At 63.4% G+C, this 22,815-nt stretch carries 22 protein-coding genes and 1 pseudogene; 3 read left to right on the top strand and 20 right to left on the bottom strand.

Annotated elements, in window-relative coordinates:
- Positions 1-46 precede the first annotated feature (46 nt).
- Complete coding sequence (locus tag HZY77_RS13720; RefSeq protein WP_296815817.1) at positions 47-478, top strand: helix-turn-helix domain-containing protein; 432 nt, start codon at positions 47-49, stop codon at positions 476-478.
- A 357-nt stretch (positions 479-835) separates the two neighbouring features.
- On the opposite strand, the gene HZY77_RS17895 is transcribed toward HZY77_RS13720, so the two are convergent.
- The 9 genes and pseudogenes from HZY77_RS17895 to dusB all read right to left on the bottom strand — a co-directional run bounded on the left by HZY77_RS17895 (position 836) and on the right by dusB (position 11,791).
- Positions 836-1,333, bottom strand: a complete 498-nt coding sequence (locus HZY77_RS17895; RefSeq protein WP_363153811.1) for an RloB domain-containing protein — start codon at positions 1,331-1,333, stop codon at positions 836-838.
- Positions 1,334-1,339: 6 nt separating this feature from the next.
- Complete coding sequence (locus tag HZY77_RS13725; RefSeq protein WP_296815820.1) at positions 1,340-2,533, bottom strand: AAA family ATPase; 1,194 nt, start codon at positions 2,531-2,533, stop codon at positions 1,340-1,342.
- 300 nt (positions 2,534-2,833) lie between these two features.
- Entirely contained in the window at positions 2,834-6,058 is a 3,225-nt protein-coding gene (locus tag HZY77_RS13730) for a transglycosylase domain-containing protein (RefSeq protein WP_296815823.1), read from the bottom strand.
- Positions 6,051-6,991: pseudogene (hemF, locus tag HZY77_RS13735) on the bottom strand (oxygen-dependent coproporphyrinogen oxidase). The gene HZY77_RS13730 and the pseudogene hemF overlap by 8 nt, the downstream one beginning before the upstream one ends.
- Entirely contained in the window at positions 6,963-7,511 is a 549-nt protein-coding gene (locus tag HZY77_RS13740; RefSeq protein WP_296815827.1) for an L-threonylcarbamoyladenylate synthase, read from the bottom strand. Before HZY77_RS13740 ends, hemF begins: the two are co-directional and overlap by 29 nt.
- Before the next feature lie 18 nt (positions 7,512-7,529).
- On the bottom strand, positions 7,530-8,807 hold the full coding sequence (gene purD / locus HZY77_RS13745) for a phosphoribosylamine--glycine ligase (protein ID WP_296815830.1): 1,278 nt from the start codon (positions 8,805-8,807) through the stop codon (positions 7,530-7,532).
- A 99-nt stretch (positions 8,808-8,906) separates the two neighbouring features.
- Positions 8,907-10,466, bottom strand: coding sequence for a bifunctional phosphoribosylaminoimidazolecarboxamide formyltransferase/IMP cyclohydrolase (gene purH / locus HZY77_RS13750; RefSeq protein WP_296815833.1), 1,560 nt, complete (start codon positions 10,464-10,466; stop codon positions 8,907-8,909).
- Between the two features lie 18 nt (positions 10,467-10,484).
- Positions 10,485-10,724, bottom strand: coding sequence for a helix-turn-helix domain-containing protein (locus tag HZY77_RS13755; RefSeq protein ID WP_296655485.1), 240 nt, complete (start codon positions 10,722-10,724; stop codon positions 10,485-10,487).
- 14 nt (positions 10,725-10,738) lie between these two features.
- Positions 10,739-11,791, bottom strand: a complete 1,053-nt coding sequence (gene dusB / locus HZY77_RS13760) for a tRNA dihydrouridine synthase DusB (RefSeq protein ID WP_296820921.1) — start codon at positions 11,789-11,791, stop codon at positions 10,739-10,741.
- Positions 11,792-11,922: 131 nt separating this feature from the next.
- On the opposite strand from dusB, the gene mscL reads away from it, so the two are divergent.
- Entirely contained in the window at positions 11,923-12,384 is a 462-nt protein-coding gene (mscL, locus tag HZY77_RS13765) for a large conductance mechanosensitive channel protein MscL (protein ID WP_296815837.1), read from the top strand.
- A 113-nt stretch (positions 12,385-12,497) separates the two neighbouring features.
- Complete coding sequence (locus tag HZY77_RS13770) at positions 12,498-13,730, top strand: OmpA family protein (protein WP_296815840.1); 1,233 nt, start codon at positions 12,498-12,500, stop codon at positions 13,728-13,730.
- Positions 13,731-14,438: 708 nt separating this feature from the next.
- Here HZY77_RS13770 and HZY77_RS13775 read toward each other — a convergent pair.
- The 11 genes from HZY77_RS13775 to HZY77_RS13825 form a co-directional block, all read right to left on the bottom strand.
- Complete coding sequence (locus tag HZY77_RS13775) at positions 14,439-15,374, bottom strand: sulfurtransferase (RefSeq protein ID WP_296815843.1); 936 nt, start codon at positions 15,372-15,374, stop codon at positions 14,439-14,441.
- A gap of 223 nt (positions 15,375-15,597) precedes the next feature.
- Positions 15,598-15,876 (bottom strand): hypothetical protein, encoded by a 279-nt coding sequence (locus HZY77_RS13780; RefSeq protein ID WP_296764109.1) that lies wholly within the window; start codon positions 15,874-15,876, stop codon positions 15,598-15,600.
- A gap of 8 nt (positions 15,877-15,884) precedes the next feature.
- Positions 15,885-16,061 carry a hypothetical protein gene (locus HZY77_RS13785; RefSeq protein WP_296815845.1) on the bottom strand — a complete coding sequence of 59 codons (177 nt, stop codon included), beginning with the start codon at positions 16,059-16,061 and terminating at the stop codon, positions 15,885-15,887.
- Between the two features lie 4 nt (positions 16,062-16,065).
- Positions 16,066-17,142, bottom strand: coding sequence for a rhodanese-like domain-containing protein (locus tag HZY77_RS13790; RefSeq protein ID WP_296815848.1), 1,077 nt, complete (start codon positions 17,140-17,142; stop codon positions 16,066-16,068).
- 11 nt (positions 17,143-17,153) lie between these two features.
- Positions 17,154-17,408 carry a hypothetical protein gene (locus HZY77_RS13795; protein ID WP_296815851.1) on the bottom strand — a complete coding sequence of 85 codons (255 nt, stop codon included), beginning with the start codon at positions 17,406-17,408 and terminating at the stop codon, positions 17,154-17,156.
- Positions 17,409-17,756: 348 nt separating this feature from the next.
- Positions 17,757-18,065 carry a sulfurtransferase TusA family protein gene (locus HZY77_RS13800; protein WP_296630201.1) on the bottom strand — a complete coding sequence of 103 codons (309 nt, stop codon included), beginning with the start codon at positions 18,063-18,065 and terminating at the stop codon, positions 17,757-17,759.
- Positions 18,066-18,092: 27 nt separating this feature from the next.
- Positions 18,093-18,779, bottom strand: coding sequence for a YeeE/YedE thiosulfate transporter family protein (locus tag HZY77_RS13805; protein ID WP_296815854.1), 687 nt, complete (start codon positions 18,777-18,779; stop codon positions 18,093-18,095).
- 88 nt (positions 18,780-18,867) lie between these two features.
- Positions 18,868-19,272, bottom strand: a complete 405-nt coding sequence (locus tag HZY77_RS13810; RefSeq protein WP_296815857.1) for a YeeE/YedE thiosulfate transporter family protein — start codon at positions 19,270-19,272, stop codon at positions 18,868-18,870.
- A 149-nt stretch (positions 19,273-19,421) separates the two neighbouring features.
- Positions 19,422-20,780, bottom strand: a complete 1,359-nt coding sequence (locus tag HZY77_RS13815; protein WP_296815861.1) for a sigma-54 dependent transcriptional regulator — start codon at positions 20,778-20,780, stop codon at positions 19,422-19,424.
- A 2-nt stretch (positions 20,781-20,782) separates the two neighbouring features.
- Positions 20,783-22,243 (bottom strand): ATP-binding protein, encoded by a 1,461-nt coding sequence (locus tag HZY77_RS13820; RefSeq protein WP_296815863.1) that lies wholly within the window; start codon positions 22,241-22,243, stop codon positions 20,783-20,785.
- Positions 22,240-22,782 carry a phosphate/phosphite/phosphonate ABC transporter substrate-binding protein gene (locus HZY77_RS13825; protein ID WP_296815907.1) on the bottom strand — a complete coding sequence of 181 codons (543 nt, stop codon included), beginning with the start codon at positions 22,780-22,782 and terminating at the stop codon, positions 22,240-22,242. Before HZY77_RS13825 ends, HZY77_RS13820 begins: the two co-directional genes overlap by 4 nt.
- Positions 22,783-22,815: the final 33 nt, after the last annotated feature.

Here is a 22,815-nt window from a genome sequence, read left to right on the forward strand (position 1 = left end):
GCGCACTGTACGAGTTGAAGTCAACTTCAAGTCAAGGGGTTTTTGGATGGACATCGCCGAAGTTGCCAAACACACTGGGGTGCCTGCTTCAACGCTGCGCTATTACGAGAAACAAGGACTCATTGCCTCGGTCGGACGGCAAGGGATGCGTCGCAGATTCGCCCCCGGCGTGCTGGATCAATTGGCATTGATTTCTCTGGGGCAGGCCGCCGGGCTTTCTCTGGATGACATTCGCTCGATGCTCCTGCCCAACGGGCACCCGAGTATCGACAGGCAGATGCTGGCAGACAAGGCCGACGAGATCGATGCGCTGATCAAGCGGCTGCGAGCCGTGAGCCGGGGACTGCGGCACGCGGCAGCCTGCCCCGCGCCCAGCCATGCCGAGTGCCCGAGCTTCCAGAAGCTGCTCAAGGCGGCCGCTTCCGGCGCCCTCGAGAAACGCTGGAGGCGCCCGGGACTTAAACTTCCCTACAAATAGAAACTGAAGCCGTGCCACGTGGATTGTGCAACGTCGTTGTAAATCATTGACGGGACGAGCCTCTGAAGTAGGATGTTTCGCATTCCCAACAATGACAGATGTCCGTTTTCAGACGCATGGTTAGCATTGGCGGCGCATATGTCACCGGCCATTTCGGCCGAGGACGCGACGGTCGACAAGATAGCCATGGCGGACAGGTCATCGGCCTGAACGGACTATCACGGGAGCAATAGTGACAGTCTGATTTTCTGGCCAGAGCTGACGTTCAAAGATAAGCCGGGGGCGATTTATACTGACGGGGAATGTTATTTTAGAAGACCTAGCCCCGATGCGATGGAAAACCAGCCTGATTACTGGTTAGTACCCCAGTAGCTTAAGTAAAGTATCGATCGATGGTTCATTTGCACGGCCGGCCTCAAGACACTCGGGCCCGAAATGCGCAGCATAGTTTTGGCGCATGGTGGGATCGTTGTTGACATAGGGGGCCAGATACTTTTTCAATGCCTTAGCATCGCCAACCGGGTTTTTCCCTAATAGCCGCAGCATTACGGCATCGAAGCAAGGTTCGGACGCCAGAACCCGGATTTTCTTGGCTTTGGCCTGCCTCTCCACAGCCGCTGTCCAGTCAGTATCAGTGTCCAGCATCGCGGCGACTGAGTCGTAAGCCGTGTTGGCGATCTGTCGGATCGTCCAGTCGATCACATGCTTCGCCCNCTTGCCGTGAGCGTTCTTGACCGTTACAGACAGACCACAACCACGCGGAGCATACAACTGCTTTACATGATTAAGGAATGCCTCTTCATGATAGCCCTCGCCCACAATCAGCAAGGTACGCTGCGCTTTCCAGATTGCCATGCCTGGTTAGTCAAAAACCGGCACAGCGCCGTAAGCACCAGCCATATATTTGGCGTAAAAATTATCGTCGTTGCGTATACCTTCCACCGCATCCATGCGGCTTGCCGTACTCTCGCAATCTGCATTTTTCTGCACCAGCATCACCTGAGATTTGTGGATGAGATTCAGCACCTCAATGGCGTGGCAGGTAAATATAAGCTGTGCCTGGTGGGGATTCGTGGCCGGATTCGCAAACAGATCAAGAATTGGTTCCAGCATATGCGGATGCAGGTCGTTCTCGAATTCGTCGATGAGCGCCAGGCCGCCGATATCCAGAGTCTCCAGCAGTCGTGCCAGTAAAACGAAAGCCCCTTGGGTGCCGCTAGATTCCAGAGCGAAGGGCAGATGAAATTCCGTACCGCGGCTCCGGTGTATGCCTAAAGGCAACCACAATTTTTGCGGTGGTTTGTCTGGTTGCTGTGCGTCAGGAACCACTACTTCCTGTAAGTCGATGCCACTCAGCCCCAAGTCCCAGGATGACAACAATGTATCCATGTGCTTACGTTGCTCGGGGTGTGAAAAGAAATGCTGCGCAGCCACCTGAACCGCCAGGTCGCCCATAGGAATACGGCCAAGCACATTCACATTGGTAACGACATAGGCCGCAGCCATTCGCGTGGCCAGCGACACCCCAAACTGTGCAGCCCATGCGATCAGTGACACATTCGGGCGCACTCTGCGTGCTTCCTGTGCCGGCAAGCCAAAATCCTGTTGCTTCACTACATAGGATTTTGATTCTGCATCCCAGTCCCGAACGAAGACATAGCCGAAACGCTCGCGCTTTTGATAGAGCGCCTCATGCAATACACGTTCGGGCGTGCAGCGCAAAACATAGCGCCAAAGTTTGCCGTCAAAATCCACTGTCGCCTCAAACTCGCTAGGCTCATTTGAAGCAGAAAAGTGAGGCGTAACCGGGATGCTGGCTTCAGGAGGCTGTTGGAAAGACTGACTGATAAACCAAGCGATGAAAGCCACTGGCTTTAACAAGGCTGTCTTGCCGCTGCCATTGGGGCCGATTACAGCCATCAGTTTGGACACACGCTCGCCCGTCCCGGCCTCGGTCATCCAGTCAGTCAAGGCCGTTTTGCGGCCGATGGTCAGATCAACCTCGGTCTGCTCACGGAACGACTGAAAATTGGAGAAAGCGTAGTTGTGGAGCACCGAAATCTAAAATAAATATGAATATCAACAAATTACTGTTAATAATATTTGTTAATCTAAAAAAACAAGCTTTTTCAAACCGCGCATCCTTACTCTTTTTGCAAGCGCGACGAAGTCAGCAGAACAATATTCACCGTTCGTGCAAGTCGACCCTCGTGCATATCTATTAAGGAGGTCAGCTTCGCCTACAAAACGGACTGTCACTAATACCCCTCATGACAGTCCGTTCAGGCCGAAGGCGTCACTCGGTTATGCCGCGCGTTTTCACCCACCTGTATGTGCTGGCCTGCATTCCCCGCGTCAGGGTGACGGAACGGCGGGTGCCGAGTTCGCGGGCGGCGTGACCGGAACCGGCAGCACCACGTTGGGTTCGAGATCCTCAGNGAAGCCGCCCTGGCTGACCGGCTGCTTGACCGTCGGGTCGGCCTGGCTGGTGGAGCCGTCGGGTTTTTCCTTCACCGATGCGTGCGGGGCGGCGGGAACGGGAGCAGGAGCCGGCGCCGCAGCCGGTTCGGGCGTGGGTTTCGCGGACGCAGACGGCGGGGTGGGCGGCTCCGGATACAGGTGGGGCTGCAGTTGCGGCAGCAGGGTTTTCAGCATCTGTGCGGTGAGCGAACTGGTGAAACCGAACCGCCCGGCCTGCTCGCCTTCCACCACCGCGGTCAGTGTGCCGAAGTAGCGATCGCCCATGTAGAACACGAAGGTGGCGGAGCGGCTGACGACGCGCGAATCGATGAGCTGGCCGCCCTTGCCATAGGTCTCGAAACGGTGGTCGCCTGTGCCGGTCTTGCCGCCCATGGTGATGGGCTGGCCGGCCGGGTNCCTGAGGGCGCCGGCCAGCCGCCCGGCGGTGCCGCCTTCGACGACCTTGGCCAGTGCGCGCCGAACGGTTTGCGCCACTTCGACCGGCAGCAGGCGCTCGCCCGGAGCCGGCTTGCGGGACAGGCGGGTGTCGTAGGNGGTGTGGGCCGCGAAGTGCATGCCGGTGAGGCTTACCGTCGGTGCGCGCACGCCGTCGTTGACCAGGATGCCCATCAGTTCGGCCAACGCGGCAGGCCGGTCGCCCGAGGCGCCGATGGCGGTGGCGTACGAGGGCGTGATGTTGTCGAACGGATAGCCCAGCCGTTTCCAGTCGCGCAGCAGGCCGTCGAAGGCCTCGACCTCGAGCAGCGACTGGATGCGGATGTCCTGCGCGTTCTTGCGGCTGGTCTTGAACAGCCAGTTGTAGACCTCGCGGCGGGCGTCGGCGCCCTGGTCGTCGAGCGTCTTGAGGTCGGTCCCGGGCGCGCTGCGCAGGGCTTTCACTACCCATAATTCCAGCGGATGGATCTGCGTCACGTAGCCGCGGTCGGCCAGGTTGTAGGCATCGGGCGCGTGGGTCTCGTAGAGCGATTTGAGTGTCTTCGGGCTCAGGCTGGCACTGGCCGGCACGTTGGCGTGCAAGGCGGTGACATAGGCGTCGAATCCAGCCTGCGGTTCGAGATAACGGTAGGCCGAGGTGAAGCGGCGCGGGTTTGCACGGACGCGCGCATAGACATCTTCCGCCATTTGCACAGGCGTCTGGCTCTTGTGGTTTTGGTAGAAGCGGCGGATGAACAGACGCCCTTCCTGGTCGACGAAACGCATCAGGTAGGTCTGGCGCATCGGGTTGCTGGCGTCGTCTAGGATGCGTGCGGCGGCACCCGGCGAAGCGCTGGCGTAATGCCGCACGATGTCGCGCATGATGCGGATGTAGACGAGGTTGACCGAGTTCTTCGTGGCCTCCCACACGTCCATCACGCGGCTGTTGTCCTTGGCGTCGAAGTTGACGAAATCGTGCAGGCCGCCGCCGGTGAAGAACATTTCCCGCGCCGCCGAATACTGGCGACCCATCGCCGCCTCGAGCAGGGCGTCCCGCTTGATGTCCGGCTGGCTCAGCAGCGTGGCGGCCACCCACTGCGCCAGCACGTCGCGCTGCGGTTGGGCTTTCTGCCTGAGCGCGGCGGCGTCGAGTGTGCGGTAGGTGTCGTACGTTTGAGAAATGATCTGCAGGTAGGTGACCAGGGTACGCAGCTTGGCGGTGGAGCCCAGATCCAGCCGGGCCTGGCTGTTGATGTCGAACGGCTGGTTGAGGTTGTCGGCCTGGACGCGCAGCACATTGCCCGATGGCGTTTTCTCATACAGCGTGAAGCTGTAGATCACCTGGTCGAATGCGTTGTCGGGCTTCAGCAAGCGGAACCCGATCAGTCCCGAAGCGGCGGCGGCTTCCGGATGGGCCAGATTTTGCAGGTAGCGGCTGACGATCTTCTGCGCCGGCTGGTTGATGGTGGTGTCGACCTGCAGATCCAGCCGGTCGAGGTCGTACAGACGGGGCTCGCCCAGCATCTGCGCGACACGGATGCGTTGGGCGTTGGTGGCTTTTTGGTCGACGAAGCGGGGCGCCGGCGGATCGACGCGCTCATGCGTGCTGCGCAGTTTGACCCGTTTGGCGCGGTCGGCGAGTTCGCGCGAAATGACCTGGGCGTTGGCCAGCAGGTCGAGATGGTCGTCGGTCAGGGCGTCGAGCGCCTTGCGGTTGGCGGCCAGATAATAGGATGGGCGGCGCTCGGCGATGATCAGCGACAGCACATGCTTCAGCGCGCTTGCATAGGCGGTTTCGCCGACGTGCGTCTTTTTCTCCAGGATCGCGTTGATCTCGCCGAAATCCAGTCCATACCAGGCCCACAGCCCGTCGGCGATGCCGTTGACCTCTCCGAAGCGCGGCGCGGCCGCAAGCGGTACGGTGTTCAGGTAGGCCATCACCGTCTTCTTGCGCATCGGCAGCGTATTGGGCCCGTCGAGATAGGCGCGCAGGCTGGCCGTGGCCATCTGGCGCAGCTTCTCGCTCATGTCGCTGGTCAGCCCCTCGGAAGAGTGGCGGTACTTCTCGATCTGCGTCGGCAGGGTGCTGCCGCCGGGCACGTTGCGGTGGGTGTCGATGAGGCTGATGCCTTTCTCCATCAATGCCTGGGCGAGGCGATCCCATTCCACGGCCGGGTTGCGGGTGGGAAACTGCTCGGTCAGCAGTTCGCGGTTTTCGATGTAGAGCAGCGAATCGACCAGGACCTTGGGAATATCCTCGAAGCGGTGGTACACCCGGGTTGGATGCAGCGCCTGATACAAGGGCTTGCCGTCGCTGTCGAGCAGGCTGAGGCCGGCCTGGTCTTTTTCGTGATAGGGCAGGAACAGGCCGAGGTCGCTGGCGCGCGCCATCTGGATGCTGATCCTGGCCTGCTGGTCGATCTTCCAGCCGGCCTTGTCCAGCTGCGCCAGGTAATGCGGCAGCTTGCTGTAGCCGAGCCGCACATCGTAGGGACCCTGGCCCGGGTAACGGATGCGGTCGGACGGTCCGGGGCGGATTTGCCAGGTCATCTTTTGCGCCGCCTGCGCGATGTATTTTGCTTCCAGCGCCGACGACAACAATTCGTAGGCGATGAGCCCGGCCAGGACAACGAGCAGCAACAGGACGCCAAGGCCGATCAGGATGCGGCGCGGGATTTTATGCATGCCAGTCGCGTGCGGTCAGGAACTCGGTGTACAGCGCAGCTTCCGGCGTACCAGGCTCGGGGTGCCAGTCGTAGCGCCATTTCACGATCGGCGGCAGCGACATCAGGATGGATTCGGTGCGGCCGCCCGACTGCAGGCCGAACAGGGTGCCGCGGTCATACACCAGGTTGAACTCGACGTAGCGGCCGCGTCGGTAGGCCTGGAAGTCGCGTTCGCGTTCGCCGTATGCGATGTCCTTGCGGCGTTCGAGGATGGGCAGATAGGCGGTGAGAAAGGCGTCGCCCACGCTCCTCGTCATCGCGAAGGCATGGTCGAAGCCGCCTTCGGAAAAGTCGTCGTAGAACACGCCACCGATGCCGCGCGGTTCGTTGCGATGCTTGAGGAAGAAGTAGCGGTCGCACCACTCCTTGAAGCGCGGGTGCAGGTCGGCACCGAAGGGGTCGAGCGCCTGCTTGCACGTGACATGGAAGTGCCGCGCGTCCTCCGCGAAGCCATAGTAGGGCGTGAGGTCCATGCCGCCGCCGAACCACCATACCGGCGCCTCGCCGTCCTTCAGTGCGACGAAGCAGCGCACGTTCATGTGCACCGTCGGCGCATGGGGATTGCGCGGATGCAGCACCAGCGATACCCCATCGCCTCCCAGCGACGGCCGGCGAGTTCCGGGCGATGCGCGCTGGCCGAAGGCGGCAGCTGGCTGCCGAGCACATGCGAAAAATTCACCCCGCCGCGTTCGAATACCCGGCCTTCCTCGATCAGTCGCGAGATGCCGCCGCCGCCTTCGGGACGCTCCCAGGCATCGGTGCGGAAGGGCAGGCCGTCGGCGGCTTCCAGTGCGGCGACGATGCGCGCCTGTAGGTCGAGCAGATAGGTTTTGACGGCAGCGGTATCGGGGTCGTGGCAGACATCAGGGGCGAAGTATCGTTCCGGTGGCAAGGTCGATCAGGGTGGAAGGGCGGCGGCGGCGGCCGATGCGGCCGGCGACCACGCGTACCCGCGTGCCGAATATTCTGCGGCATTCCGCAGCGGTTTTGGCGGGTTTGCGGCCACTTTTGTTGGCACTGGTGGAAACCAGCGCCATGCCGAGGCTGCGGCATAGGCGCGCGGCACCTTGATGGGCGGTGACGCGCACCGCAATGGTGGGGCGGCCGCCGGTCAACTCGGGCGGGCAGACCGCGGAGGCCGGCACCACCCAGGTGACCGGGCCGGGCCAGCTGCGCGCCATCCGCGCCCGATCGGAGCCGTTCAAGGGTCGAACGAATGGCTTGAGGCGCTTGAAGTCGTCGGCGATCAGCAGCATGCCCTTGGCTGCACTGCGGCCCTTCAGTCGGATCAGCCGCTTCAGCGCGCGCGGATTGCGCGGGTCGCAGCCGAGGCCATAACAGGATTCGGTCGGGTAGGCGATTAGCCCGCCGCGCCGCACATGCGCGCGTAGCGCGTCGATGTCACCGTTCACGGCGCACCGCTTGCCGTCTCACTTCTTCCGGTCAAGCGCGCGCCAGCCAGTGTCGCGCCGGTATTGCATGCCGTCGAAATGAATGCTGGCAATCGCTTCGTAGACGCGCTTCTGCGCCATGCGCACGCTGTCGCCAAGTACGGTCACGGCCAGTACACGGCCGCCGCTCACCACGGTACGATCGTCCTGCGCGATGGTGCCGGCATGGAAGATATGCAGGTCGTCGGCAGCGGCGGGCAAGGCGCCGATGACAGCACCCTTCTTCGGCGCATCGGGGTAGCCTTCGGCGGCAAGCACCACGGCGAGCGCGGTACGGCGGTCCCATTCGGCTTCGATCTGGTCGAGCTTGCCGTTGACGGCGGCTTCCAGAAGAGCGACCAGATCGGACTTCAATCGCATCATGATCGGCTGGGTTTCGGGGTCGCCCATGCGGCAGTTGAACTCGAGCACCTTGGGCGCGCCGTCGGCGCCGACCATGATGCCGGCATAGAGAAAGCCGGTGAACCGGATGCCGTCGGCGGCCATGCCCTCGACGGTCGGGTGGATCACCTCGCGCATGATGCGTGCGTGCAGTTCGGNGGTGACCACCGGCGCCGGCGAATACGCGCCCATGCCGCCGGTATTGGGACCCTGGTCGCCGTCCTGCAGGCGTTTGTGGTCCTGGCTGGAGGCCAGCGCCAGCACGTGCTCGCCGTCGACCATGACGATGAAGCTGGCTTCCTCGCCGAGCAGGCATTCCTCGATCACCACGCGGTGGCCGGCCTCGCCCATGCTGTTGCCGGCGAGCATGGCGTCGACCGCAGCGTGCGCTTCCTCGACGCTCGTTGCGACGACCACGCCCTTGCCGGCAGCGAGTCCGTCAGCCTTCACCACGATGGGCGCGCCGTGCTGGTCGATGTAGGCGTGTGCAGCAGCGGCGTCGGTAAAGGTGCCGAAAGCAGCAGTGGGAATGCCGTGGCGCGCCATGAACTGCTTGGCGAAATCCTTGGAGCTTTCGAGCTGGGCGGCGGCCTGGGTGGGGCCGAATATCTTCAGTCCGGCGGCACGGAAGGCGTCGACCACGCCTGCCGCCAGCGGCGCTTCGGGGCCCACCACGGTGAATGCAATATCCTCGTCGCGGCGAACAAACTCGACCAGCGAGGGGATTTCCGTCAACGGCACGTTGACAAGTCCGTCTTCGGCTGCGGTGCCGCCATTACCGGGCGCGACGAACACTCGCGAGACACGCGGGGATTGCGCGAGTTTCCACGCCAGTGCGTGTTCGCGTCCGCCAGAGCCGATGACTAGGATTTTCATGTGAGTGAGTGGTGAGCAGTAAGCGGGGAGCGGTGAACGTTCGGAGGTGAGGACAGGCTTTTTCCGCTCACTGCTCACCGCTTACCGTTCACCTAGTAGTCAATGTCTGAAATGTCGCGTCCCGGTGAACACCATGGCGATGCCATGTTCGTTCGCGGCGGCGATGACTTCGTCGTCGCGCATCGAGCCGCCGGGCTGGATCACGGCCTTGATGCCGGCAGCACCGGCCTGGTCGAGGCCGTCGCGGANAGGAAAGAAGGCGTCGGACGCCATCACCGAGCCGGGCACCGCGAGGCCGGCGTGCTCGGCCTTGATCGCGGCGATGCGGGCGGAGTTGACGCGGCTCATCTGGCCGGCGCCGACGCCAACGGTCATGCGGTCCTTCGCGTACACGATCGCATTGGATTTGACGAACTTGGCGACGCGCCAGGCGAACAGCAGATCGTCCATTTCCTTGTCGGTGGGCGCACGCTGGGTGACGACTTTCAGTTCGCCATGCAGCAGCACGTCGGCATCCTGCACCAGCAGGCCGCCGGCCACGCGCTTCATGTCCAGCTGGGCGACTGCACCGCTCCATGTCCCGCATTCGAGCAGGCGTACGTTCTTCTTGGCGGCGACGGCGGCGGACGCTTCCGGACTGACTTCGGNGGCGATGATGACTTCGACGAACTGGCGCTCGACGATGGCCTGCGCAGTTTCGCCGTCCAGGCGGCCGTTGAAGGCGATGATGCCGCCGAAGGCCGATTCGGGATCGGTCTGGTAGGCGCGGTTGTAGGCGTCCAGAAGGTTCGCACCGTAGGCCACGCCGCAGGGGTTGGCGTGCTTGACGATGACGCACGCCGGGGCGGCGTCGAACAGCTTCACGCATTCGAGCGCGGCGTCGGTGTCGGCGATGTTGTTGTAGGAGAGCTCCTTGCCCTGGATCTGGCGCGCCGTGGCGATCGTGCCGGCCGGGGCGCTGGCCTCGACGTAGAAGGCGCCGGCCTGGTGCGGATTCTCCCCGTAGCGGCAAGTCTGCGCACGGGTGAACTGCAGGTTCAGTTTTTCGCCGAAAGTCTCGCGCTCGTTGCTGTCGTTGAGCGCAGTCAGATAGTTGCTGATCGCGCCATCGTATTCGGCAGTGTGGCTGAAGGCTTTCTTCGCCAGCGTGAAGCGGGTGGCATCGGTCAGGGCGCCGCCGTTGGCCTGCATTTCCGCGACCAGCGCCGGGTAGTCGGCCGGGTCGGTGACGATGGCGACATGGCGGTAGTTCTTGGCCGACGAGCGCACCATTGCCGGGCCGCCGATGTCGATGTTCTCGATGGCGTCGTCCAGCGTGTGCGGCTTCGACACTGTGGCGACGAAGGGATAGAGGTTGACGCATACCAGGTCGATGTAACCCATGCCGTGCGCGGTCATGGTGGCGACGTGCTCCGGCAGGTCGCGCCGCGCGAGGATGCCGCCGTGGACCTTAGGGTGCAGCGTCTTGACCCGGCCGTCGAGCATCTCGGGAAAGCCGGTGTATTCGCTGACGTCGATCACCGCGAGGCCGGCGTCGCGCAGCGCTTTGGCGGTGCCGCCGGTGGAGAGCAGTTCGACGCCGGCGCCGGCGAGCGCGCGGGCGAAGTCGACGAGGCCGGTTTTGTCGGAGACGGAGAGCAGGGCTCGCTGTATTTTCATTTGGCGATGGTCAGGATGTCAGTCGGAGAGGCCGTGTTCGCGCATTTTCTTGCGCAGGGTATTGCGGTTGATGCCGAGCATGTCGGCGGCGCGGGTCTGGTTGCCTTCGGCACGATCGAGGATGTAGGCCAGCAGGGGCTTTTCAACCGCGCTCACCACCATGGTGTAGATCTCGCTCGGCGTTTCGCCGTCGAGGTCCTTGAAATAGCGGTTCAGCGACCGCCGCATGCACGCGGCGATTTCGTTTTCTTCTATCATGTTGAAGTTCCCCTTTATGCCGCGAGCCTTGAGGCCGCCGGCATGTCTTCCGCGTTATTGTTGTCGTGACCGGTTTCATAGCGCAGACGGTCGTCTGCGCGTGCTGCCTGGGCAAAGTATTCGTTCACGACGGCGAGCTGTTCGGCCACCGAGTCGAGCTGGTTCATCGTATGCCGAAAGACACTGCTGCCGACTAGTCCTTTTGTGTACCAGGAGATGTGCTTGCGCGCCACGCGCACGCCGGTGACGTCGCCGTAGAAGGCATACAGGTCGTGGATGTGTTCGAGCAGCACGGCGTGGATTTCCGCCACCTCGGGTTGCGGCAGGCGTGCGCCCGTGGCCAGGAAATATTCGATCTCGCGGAATATCCACGGGCGTCCCTGCGCGGCGCGGCCGATCATCACGGCGTCGGCACCGGTGTATTCGAGGACATACTCCGCTTTCTCCGGTGTGGTGATGTCGCCGTTGGCGATGACGGGAATGCGGGCTTCCGCCTTGACCGCGCGGATGGTGTCGTACTCGGCCTCGCCCGTATAGCCGCAGGCGCGCGTGCGGCCGTGCATCGCCAGCGCCTGCACGCCTGCGTTCTCGGCGATCTTCAGGATATTGAGCGCATTGCGGTGTTCGCGATCCCAGCCGGTGCGGATCTTCAGCGTGACCGGAACCTCGGGGACGGCGGCGACCACGGCATCGAGGATGCGGCCGACCAGAGATTCGTCCTGCAGCAGCGCCGAGCCCGCCATCACGTTGCACACCTTCTTGGCCGGGCAGCCCATGTTGATGTCGATGATCTGCGCCCCGCGGTCGACGTTGTGGCGTGCGGCTTCCGCCATCATCCGCGGATCGGCGCCGGCGATCTGCACGCTGATCGGATCGACTTCGCCTTCGTGGTTGGCGCGTCGCGCAGTCTTGGCCGAACCGTACAGCAGCGAGTTCGACGTCACCATCTCGGACACGGCCATGCCCGCGCCCAGCTTCTTGCAGAGCTGGCGGAAAGGCCGGTCGGTCACCCCGGCCATGGGGGCGACGATCAGGCGGTTCTTGAGATGGTGGCGACCGATACGCATAAGGAGTGGCATTTTACCCTCCTCGCGGGTCTCGACCAAGCGTGAAAATTTCCGCTTTTGTGGTGGTGCATCGAGGCGAGAGCGGCTACCATCAACGCGGCTATACAGGATCAACAATCAGGAGGATAAGCATGAGTTTCATGACTGAATTCAAGGAGTTCGCGGTCAAGGGCAATGCCATGGACCTGGCGGTGGGCGTCATCATCGGTGCGGCGTTCGGCAAGATCGTCGACTCGATCGTCAACGATCTGATCATGCCGATCGTGGGTGCGATATTTGGCGGCTTCGATTTTTCCAACCTGTTCCTGCCGTTGAAGACCGTGCCGGAAGGCGTGGCGATGACCTTGGTGGAAGTGAAGAAAGCCGGGGTGCCGGTATTCGCCTACGGCAGCTTCCTGACCATCCTGCTGAATTTCATCATCCTGGCCTTCATCGTCTTCATCCTCGTCAAGCAGATCAACCGGCTGAAGAAGGCCACCCCGCCTGCGCCCGCCGCGCCGGCCGCACCGCCGGAAGACATCGTGCTGCTGCGCGAGATCCGGGACAGCCTCAAAAATAGGTTTTATCGTCCTTGCGTGAGTCCGATCCGGTAACCGAGCCATCAATCGGCAACCGGATTGCCGGGCGCGCTGTCCGTCTGAAAGACCCGATTCGCCCGAGCACCGAGGGCGGCTGCGGGTTCGGTTTATTTGCATACGGGATCACCATGAAACAATCCTACGCAGTCTGGCTGTTGGCCGGCATGGCGGCATTGGGCGGCGCGGCCCATGCCGCGGACATGCCCGAGCACGAATTGGGGCTGCTGCTGGGCGGTGGCCGGGCAGACAAGGATCTGGTCGGCGGCAAGGATGGCGTCAGGCCGCTGTTCGGCCTGCGTTACGGCCAGCAGCTCAATGATGACTTCAATCTCTTCGGCGATCTGGTGTACGGCGCCTATGACGGCAATCGCGCCGGCGTGGGCGATGCCGATGTCCTCACGCTGCGGGGCGGGCTCGAATGGCTGTTTTCCCGACAGCCGCGCTACAACTGGTTCCTGTCGGGCGGCCTGGGCCTGATGAACGTCAACACCGACGGCCATGTCGACTTCACCCGCCCCATGGCGTCGTTGGGTATCGGCCAGGAGTGGGCCGTGGGGACGAACAATGCGTTCCGCTGGGAGCTGCGTGCCGATCAATCATTCGGCAACAGCACGCTGCCGAATGCCGGGCTGACCAATGTCCAGGCGTTGCTGGGCTATTCCTGGGGCCTGGGCGCGCCGCCCGATTCCGACGGCGACGGCGTGGCCAACCGCCGGGACGTGTGCCCGCATACCCCGCGCGGCGCCCAGGTCGACGTGCANCGGATGCCCGCTGGACGCCGACAACGACGGCGTGTTCGATGGCCTCGACCGCTGTCCCGATACGCCGGCCGGCGTGAAGGTCGACGCCGGGGCTGCCCGCTGGATTCCGACGGCGACGGGATTCCGGATCACCGGGACGCGTGCCCGGCGGTGCCCGCACCGGGTACCGCCGATGGCTGTCTGCCCCCGGCCGTCAAGCCGCCACCGCCGGCGCCTGCAGCCGAGCCGCAGCCGGCACCTGCCGTCGTCCCCGCGGCGCCCAGGAGGCTGATGCTGGATGGCGTGAACTTCGACAACGACAGCGCCAGCCTGCGTCCCGAATCGCTCGCTATTCTGGACAATGCCGCCGCCACGCTGAAGGAGTGGGGCGAGGTCAAGGTGGAAGTGGCGGGCTACACCGATGCGGCCAGTTCCATTGCGTACAACTTCACACTGTCGCAGCGCCGGGCCGAGACCGTACGCGCCTATCTCATCACGCGCGGAATTGCCGCCGAACGCCTGACTGCCCGGGGATATGGCGAAGCCCAGCCGGTGGCCGACAACAAGACCGCTGCGGGCCGTGCGAAGAACCGCCGTGTGGAACTGGTTCCACTACAGTAAACGGACAGGAGGCAAGCGGAACGGGCGCACTGGCGCCCGTTTTTTCGTCCGGGCGGAGGAGCGTCGGTGGAAGGCGGTTATGGATGGCCGGCGGCGAAATAGACCATCAGGCTGGCGATTTCCTCGTCGGAAAACGGGTTCTTCAGGGTGGTACGGGNGACCCCGTGAACCCCGCCCAGCATGCGCGCGACGAATTCCGTGGAGGGGGTCGAGCGCGCCATGTCGAACAGATTCGGGGCAGGGTTGGCGGCATGCGGATCGTTGTATTGATGACAACCGATGCACAGCGTCCGGTAAAGATCTCNCCCGGTCTTGGCCCGCAGGGGCGTCTGGATGAGCGGAATGAAATACGTGGTGTCCAGGGGCAGCGTCGTCGCGAGGGACGTCGCACTGCGCAGGAACCGTTCCGGTCTGCCATGACGGAAATCGGCGCGCAGGGCGGCGACGGCAGGAAGCGGGATTTGCGTCGAGGGATTATGGTTGTTCCGCTCGCGGGCGGTCATGTCCAGGGTGCCCAGGATGCTGGCGATCCGGGCCTGCAGTCCGGTGCGGCGGATCGCGGGGGTGGCCGGGTCGGCGAGCAGTCGGGCATCGCCCTGGAGCACGGCCACGTCGACCCGCAGCGCCCGGTCGTACTCCCCGGCGGCCAGCGCGGGCGCGCCAGCCGTCAGGAGTGCGAGGACTGCCAGGCTACGGCGCATGCGGCCTTTATTCGGCCTTGACCTTCTGCATCATGGGCAGGCTGGCGTTGGCCGACCATTGGCTCATCGAGCCATCGTAGACTTTGGCCGACTTGTTGCCGAGCAGTTCGCTGGAGACGAACCATCCCAGAGAGGCCCAATGCCCGGTGTTGCAGAAGTTGATTTCCTTGCCCGTGACCGGCACGCCGGCTTCCTTGTACAGGGCTTTCAGCTCGGCCGGCGAACGGAAGCTGCCCGTGTTGTTGTCGGTGAGCCAGCTTTCCGGCAAGTTCTTGGCACCGGGCAGAGTGCCATTGCGTTTCACGGCCGGTACGCTCCGGTTGACCCCCAGAAACTGGTCGTTCGGCCGGTTGTCCACCATGACCACGCCTTCCTTCAGGGCCTGGGCCACGTCCGCTTCGCCCGGGATCATGTCCTTGCGCAGCTGGGCGGTGAAGCTTGCTGGCTTGGGTGTGTTCGCGCCGGTCTCGATCTTGTTGCCCTTCTCGTCCGCATAGGCTGCGTAGCCTCCGTCGAGGATGGAGACGTTGTCATGTCCCAGCACCTTGAACGTCCAGTAGACGCGGGTGGCGCTGCCCATGTCGAGGCCGTTGAGGCCGGCGGAATAGATCACCACGTGGTCGTTGTTGCTGATTCCCAGGCTGCCGATGAGCTTCTCCAGATCCTTCGTGGGCGGCAACATGCCCGGGATGTTGTTGACCTTGGTCCGCCAGCCGTCTTTCATGTAATCGCTGTACACGGCGCAGGGAATATGGCCCCGCAGGTAGTCGATCTTGCTGTGGCCGTCCAGCTGGTTGCGGATGTCCAGGACGACGATGCCCGGCTGGCAGGCATTCGCTTTGATCCACTGGGTGTTGACCAAGGGCGTGGCATCGGCCCAGGCCGCCCCGCTGCCCAGAATCCAGGCTGCGGTCAGTGCGGTCAATACGCTTACGTTTTTCATCTGTTCTACCTCCGTGATATTGATTTAAACAACAACGATCCGGTCTGCTGCCAGCAATGCCTGCAGTAGCCGGTCCCACCNCTCCTCGTCGTCTTGAGATGAGGGCATGATGGGCCGCCGGACCGTGTGGCACACAGGCAAGGCCGCCAGGGCCTCGGCCAAGGTGGACCGGTCCGGAAAAATCCCTGTTTCAAGCACGACGAATTCCATTAGCTTTCCTCCATCAGAAGCTCATCACCACGTCGGTCGACATGAGCGCCTCGGCCAGCCGGGACCGGTCCAGCTGAGGCAGATCCTCCGCCTGTACCGTGGTCTCCGGAGTGATCTCGGCCAGTTCCAGAAGCTCGGCCTGCTCGGCGTTTTCCGGCGTGTCGGCTACCGGCCGATCCATGAATACGAGCCGCACCTGGTGACCAAAGATGGTCAGGCCCGCGGCTACCCGCATGGCCTCGGCGTGGTCCCGGCGGGCCAGCAGCAATATTGATTTGATGGTGTCTGCCATGGCTCGCCTCACAGGGTCAGGATGTTGTCCGCAACGCCGACCATGGCGCTGTGGTTGGTTTGGCTGCCCAGTTCCACAGGGCATGCCTGCTGTCCCATGAAGCGGAACCAGGAGTGCTCGCACGCCACCTGTTGGTCGGCCTGGCCAATCAAAGTCGCCAGGGTCGGATCGCCCAGGAGCTTCACACCGTCATTGGTGAAGAAGCATCCCCACTGGATGTTGTTTCTCAGGCACGCCGAGGCCAGGGGTGCCAGCAGCGGCCCGCCCTGGTCGGTGGAAACCACGATCAGCAATTTCATGCTTTGTTTTTCTCCGTAGATACCAAGCGCTTGTAATCAGGACCAACAGTCCCGCAACTGTTGCCACGGCGGCTATTGCGGCTTGCGCAGGCTGGGCGGCAGGCGTCGGGGGCTGCGANNTCGGTGCCGCCACGCTATCCGGATAGGTCTCCGCGTCCATCGGCAGCGCCGGATGGTTGGCCCATTCGACCCAGCCGCCCGGCAGGACTTNTGCCTGGGCGCGTGCGCCGGCCCGGGCCAGGGTGAAATAGGCGACGGACTCGAAAGGGTCGTGCCCGTACACCACGAATGGCCCGGGCGGCAGTTGCGTTTGACCCCGTCCGACTTCCGTCCGGAGTTCCGCCATGGGCAGGGATTGCGCGCCAGGCAGATGCCCGCCCCTGGATGCGCGGATGGTTTCGCCCCAATACGCCGACTCGGGCCTGCCGTCCACCAGGGTCGGGGAATGACCACGCTGCAGTTCAGCTGCCAGCTCGCTACGCAATACCATGGTGTCGGCCCTGACCGTTCCTTCGTAGATGGGCTGGCGGAGCATGCCACGGGCCGTCCCCGGCCCCAGGCTGGAGACGGGAAGGCCGGCACCGTCCGAGATCGGCCGGTTCAGCACCGTGACCGCGGCCTGCCCGGACAGATACAGCATGCCGGCGACGAAATCGCGTTCCCAGGGGTTGTCGCCGACCACCAGCACCGCATCTTTGGCGGCGATCCCGGCCGTGCCCAGCAGCCAGTAGATGTCGGTGAAGGCGGCCAGACGGCCATGCGGACCGAGGAAATCCGATGCAGGCAGGCACTTGGCGTTCACCACGCTACGGTGCAGACACGCCGCCAGCGGACGCGCATCCACGACCGTGGCGTGACCGATCAGTCCGCTGGCATCGGCGGTATAGGCGAAATTTTCGCCATGCGCCGATCCTTGGGCGACGATGCCCAGCGTGGCGGCCAGCAGCAACCTGTCGAAGCGTTTCATGCGCCGCGCCTTCAACAGCCCCCGAAACGATGGGGCGCTTCAGCCTGGGCTGCCGCGGATTTGGGGGCAGGGGGATTCTCGAGGTAGTAGCCCACGAGATCGGTAACCGAGACGGTGCCGTAGTCCTTGCCGAGGTCGAGGTCCGCCATGCTTTCCATGGGCTGGGGCGTCTGCGCCTTGGACAGGGTCGCGGCGGGCACCGCGGCATAGGGGAACAGGATCGCGCACAGCCCCAGGGTGGTTCCCAGAGCGGCGGTCCAGAACACCAGGATGTCTTTTTCACGGGCGTCTCCTCAGAACACGTCCTGGGTCAGGCACAAGTAGATGAGATAGAAAGCCACGAAAAACATGACGATCTGCGCGATGGTTTCAAGATCCAGCGTCATGGCTGCCGTCCTTTCCAGTGAAATGGCGTACCAGCATGCCCACATCCAGGGGCGTGCCGTCGACCGGGTTGATGACGGNGGGTGTGAGATAGGGCACGCCGTCCCGCGTCGCATGCAAATAGGCGGGACGGGCGATGAAGATGTAGGCAAAGCTGCCTACCGTGACGGCTGCCGCGACGGCGGCGAATAGCGCCATCTGTATCTTTCCGAATGACATGGCGCGCTCCTTCAGTTCTTGCGGACAAGCACGCGCCAGTAGCGATCGGCACGGACCGTGGCGAGGTGCGTGCTGGCCAGGTCCTTCATCATGGGCGGGATGGCCTCCATGGAGGTCGGATTGTCGATCATGACCTCGACCACGTCGCCTGACGCCGCGCCTGTCAGGGCCTTCTTGGTCATGAGCTGCGGACGCGGACAGGAATCCCCGAGGCAGTTGATTTGCTGCGCGACGGTGACCGACGTTCCATCCGGCAGCGTGACGGTTGCCGTCGGGGCGGCGTGGGCGGTCGAGTCGTTCTTCTTGCTGAAAAGTCCCATCGTGGGTGTCTCCTGATCTGAATGTGCTTAGGTGGATTGTTCGGCCGTCACCCGGGCGGCGCCTTGCGGCACGGCCTTGTCGTTGTCGGCCCAGGCGTTGCAGGCGGCGGATTCGCTGTGGGCTTGGGCGCCGGCACCGGCGCGCTCCCGGCGCAGGATCGCCCGGTAGAGACCGTACAGAACCAGCGTTTGAATGGCGCCGAAGACGACCGCCGGGATCTTGGTCTTTTCCTGCAGGGTCGCGGCGTTGGCGAAGCCGAGCTGGAGACCTGCCAGGTTGAAATTCCCGGTCATGGTGCTTGGCGCCGGCGGCCAGTAGGTGAAGGACCACAGCAGGGAGAACAGGAACATGCCGATGAAGGTGAACAGCAGGGCCCAGATGGCCCCGACGTTGCCCTCTCCGGCCTTGACCCAGGTGGAGACCGTGCATGCGCCGGCCAGCACCATGCCGATTCCGAACAGGAACAATCCGACGAAGGTGTTCAGGCCGACGTCGAAGTGCANGGGTTTGCCCGCGCCCACGGTGATGAAGGCGGTGAATCCCATGGTGAGGATCATCATGGCGACCAGCAGCGCTTTGGTATTGCGATAGGTCTTGAACAGCATGGCGTCCCGCAGGGCCGCCACGTTGCAGTAACGGGAACGCTGCACCAGCAGCCCGACGACGGAGCCGAAGACGAATGCAGTGAGGCATTGGGCAATGACGTTGTTCATCGTGTCATCCCTCCAGGCTTTTCTTGTAGATCCAGGTGCCCACCCAGGCCCCGGCCAGGANTCCGCTGATGGCCAGATACCCCCAGATTCATTTCGGGGTGAGGCCATAGAAGGTGCTCACATTGCAGACGAAGGCCAGGCGAATGCCGATGCCCATGAGCAGCCCGCCGATGGTGATCATCACCCACTCGGACAGGCGGTGCGGCATGTGCCAGTTGAATTCCTTGCTGAGGACGGCGCCGACCACCGCACCGAACAACATGCCCAGGCTGATGTAAATTTTCCAGTAGCCCGGGTCGGGCGGAAAGGCGACGTTCCAGAATGGGATGCNGGAGAGAGAATCGCCCAGGAACATCTGGGCGATGAGGCCGGTCATCATGGTTTCGCCGCCGCCCACGGTCCAGGCGCCCACGATCTGGAAGAGGAAAATGTTCAGTACAGCGATGATGGCCATGGCGGCCACCGGACTGAGGGTCTTCTTGAATAGCTCCATCCTGTTGCTCCGTAGTGGTTTTGGAAACACCGTGCGAAGGTGTTTGCCACTACGTTGAGCAACGGCTGTGCCAGGCTGCTTTATCGACGCCGTTTCAAGGGCTTGGCAAAAACCGGCAACCGCGCCGGCCATTGCCGTGAATCATTACGCTACAGGGCTGGATCGGAATCGGCCACGGCCAGCACGCCCATGTCCTGCAATTTGCGGCGCAGGGTCGAGCGGCTGATGTCCAGACGGCGAGCGGCGGCCACCTGGTTGCCCTGGCAGGCATCCAGGGTCTCCCGGATGTAGTCCGCCTCGATCTCGGCCAGGGTCTTCCGCTTGTCGGCGGCGGGCTTCGACGCGTGCATGGTGATGGCAACTTCGTCGGCGCCCAGCACGGGTCCCGAGTACAGGGCGAAGCTTCGTTCGATGACGTTCTTCAATTCCCGCACATTGCCCGGCCAGTCATAGGCGAGCAGCTTTTGCTTCGCCGCCGGGCTCAGGCCCAGTTCGGCATGCTTGAGACGCTCTCGTTCCATGTCCAGGAAATGTTCCGCCAGCGGCAGGATGTCCTCCTGGCGTTCCCGCAGTGGCGGAATGTCGATGCGCAGTACGTCGAGGCGGAACAGCAGATCGCTGCGGAAGGTATTCTCCGCCGCCATGTGTTCGAGGTCCCGGTTGGTGGCGGCGATGATGCGCACATCCACCTTGACCGAGGTTTCGCCGCCCACCGGCCGCACCTCGCCTTCCTGGAGGACGCGCAACAGTTTGGCCTGCAGGCGCGGGCTGATGTCGCCGATCTCGTCCAGGAACAGGGTGCCGCCGTGAGCCTGCTGGAACAGGCCCTTGCGGTTGCTGGTGGCGCTAGTGAACGAGCCCTTGATATGGCCGAACAGCTCCGAGTCCAGCAGGTCCTCGGGCAGGGTGCAGCAGTTGATGGCCACGAAGGGGCCTTTGCTGCGGTTGCTGATGCTGTGGAGGGCGCCCGCCAGGACTTCCTTACCGGTGCCGGTTTCCCCGGTGATGAGCACAGGCAGCTCCCGGTCCCGGATGCGTTCCACGATCTCCAGGATGCTGGCCATGCGCGCACTGCGGGCAACGATGTGGCCGAGCCGGTCGCGGCCCAGCAACTCGCCCCGCAACCGCGTGACTTCCTCGCGCAGCGAACTGCGTTCCAGCACCTTGCGGATGCGCAGTCGCAGCTCGTCCGGGTTGATCGGCTTGGTCAGGTAGTCGTAGGCGCCCAGGCGCATGGCCTCCACCGCGGATTCGATGGAAGCGTAGGCGGTCATCATGATGCTTTCAGCCGGGTAGGCGATTTCCTTGAGATACGCCAGCAGGGACAGGCCGTCTTCCGGCCCGATCCGCATGTCGGTGATGACCAGGTCCACGATATGGCGGTCCAGCTGGGCCCGGGCCTCTTCCAGATTGGCGGCTTCCAGTGCGACGTGGCCATCGCCTTTGAGGAGCAGGCCCAGGGTTTNTCGTATGGAGAATTCGTCGTCGACGATGAGGATGGTCGCCATGGTTATCCGCCGCTGTCCAATTCAAAACTGATCTCGCTGCCAACGCCCAGCTCGCTGGAAACCGAAAGCTGGGAACGGTGCTGGACCAGGATGCGCTGGACGATGGCCAGGCCCAGGCCGGTACCGTCCCGGCGCCCGGTGACGAAGGGCTTGGTCATGTCCTTGATGAAATCCGGTTGGATGCCGCAGCCGGTGTCGGCCACGGTCACAACGATCTTGCCGCCCCGCCGGACGGTCCGGAAGGACAGCAGACCATCGTCCCCCATCGCCTGGACGGCATTCAAGGCCAGGTTCCATACAACCTGGCGAATCTGGTCGTGGTCGAACACGGCCAGGCAGGCGTCGGGTGGGCATGTCACGGCTACCCGGATGTNTTNTCCGGGCGGCAGGTCCTGGCGCAGCATGCTCGCAATCTCCTCGATCAACGCCGCCAGATTGCCTTGCGCCGGCTGGGATTCGCGGATCTTGGCGAAATCGAGAAAGTCGCTGAGGATGCGGTTCAGGCGATGGGACTCGTTGTTCAGAATGCCGATCACTTGCGACCGGTCTTCGCCCTGTAGCGTGTCGCCGCTTAGCAGGTTGACCGAATTGATTACGGCCGACAGGGNGTTGCGGATTTCGTGGGCGATGCTGGCGGACATCTCCCNCACGCAGGCGAGGCGTTCCGCCTGGGTGCGCTGCCGGTGTTCCCGCAGCGCTTCCTCCGACGCCTGTTTGAGGGAGATCACCATGTTGTTGAAGGCGATGGCGAGCATGCCCACCTCGTCGCGCGACGTGATGGGTAGTTGGACATCCAGGTCGCCCTTGCCGATCCGGGCGGTGGCCTCGACCATGTCATGCAGCTTCCGGGTGGTGGCCAGGGACAGGAGCCAGGCGGCGAAGCTGCCCACGACCAGCGCCAGCAGGATGAACAGGGATCCGTCCAGCCAGGTCTTGCGCATGGCCGAATCCATGCGGGCCGTGGACAAGCCGAGCGTCACGGTGCCGACCGTCTGGCCTTCGATCTGGATGGCTTCCCGCAGGTCGAGCGTGTGGTCACCGGGCGCCANGGGAAAACTGTCGGACTGGTCGATCCGCGGCGGGAGGCGTTTGCCCAACCGGTCCGGCAACGTGGTGCCGAGGATATAGCCGCGCGAATCGGCGATTTCGCAATACGCCACATCGGGCTGGCGTTCCACCTTCTGGATGATTTCCGCCAGGGCGCCCAGGTCTTCAGTCAGCACGGTATTGGTGGAGGCCACGGCGGTCATGGAGATCAGGGCGCGGCTCCGGTTCAGGAGTTCAAGCTCGATGCGGTCAGACTGCTCATGGACCGCGGCGGCGGCGAAGATGCCCATCAGGACCACGTGCACCAGCGCCACCGACAGGATCAGGCGAAAGCGCAGCGTCTGGAACAAGGCTGTGCGTAATGGCGCGCTGCCCGCGAGCGGCACGGCAAGACCGGNGGGCGCCACGACACTCATTCTTCGCCGACCTTTTCATATTCCCGGTCGTTGGCGGCAACGAATCCCTGGGGCAGCGCCATGCCGCCCAGGATGGCCTGACCGCGAGGCGTTTGACCCAGTTCGGTCAGCACCGCCACGATGGCGTCGGCATCAGCCGGCGACATGTCGTTGCGCACCGCGATGGGCATCTGCGGTTCCGGGGGCGTTTCAGCGATCACCCGCAAATCGTTGCGCACGTCCTTGGGCATGGAACGCAGGGAAGGCTTCCAGGTGCCGGCCATATCCACCAGGCCCGAGTACAGCGCCATCAGGGCGGAATCCTGGGAGCCGAAGTATTTGACCTGGAACCTTCGATCCACGTCGATTCCCAGTCGGGACAGATAGCGCCGGGTCATGACCGTGGCCGCGTAGGCACCAGGGTCGGGAAAGCCGATGCGGAGTCGGGGCGGCAACTGGGCCGGGTCCAGTTCCTTGAGCGGACTGTCCCGGCGCACGACGAGGATGCCGGTGAAAGGCTCTCCGCCTACCTTGGCGACCACGTGGTAGCCATGTTCCAAGGCGCGCGAACACAGCAGGGGATTCAGATAGAG

Origin of the sequence: Thiobacillus sp. (assembly GCF_013693775.1) — a bacterium.
Lineage (GTDB): Bacteria > Pseudomonadota > Gammaproteobacteria > Burkholderiales > Thiobacillaceae > Thiobacillus.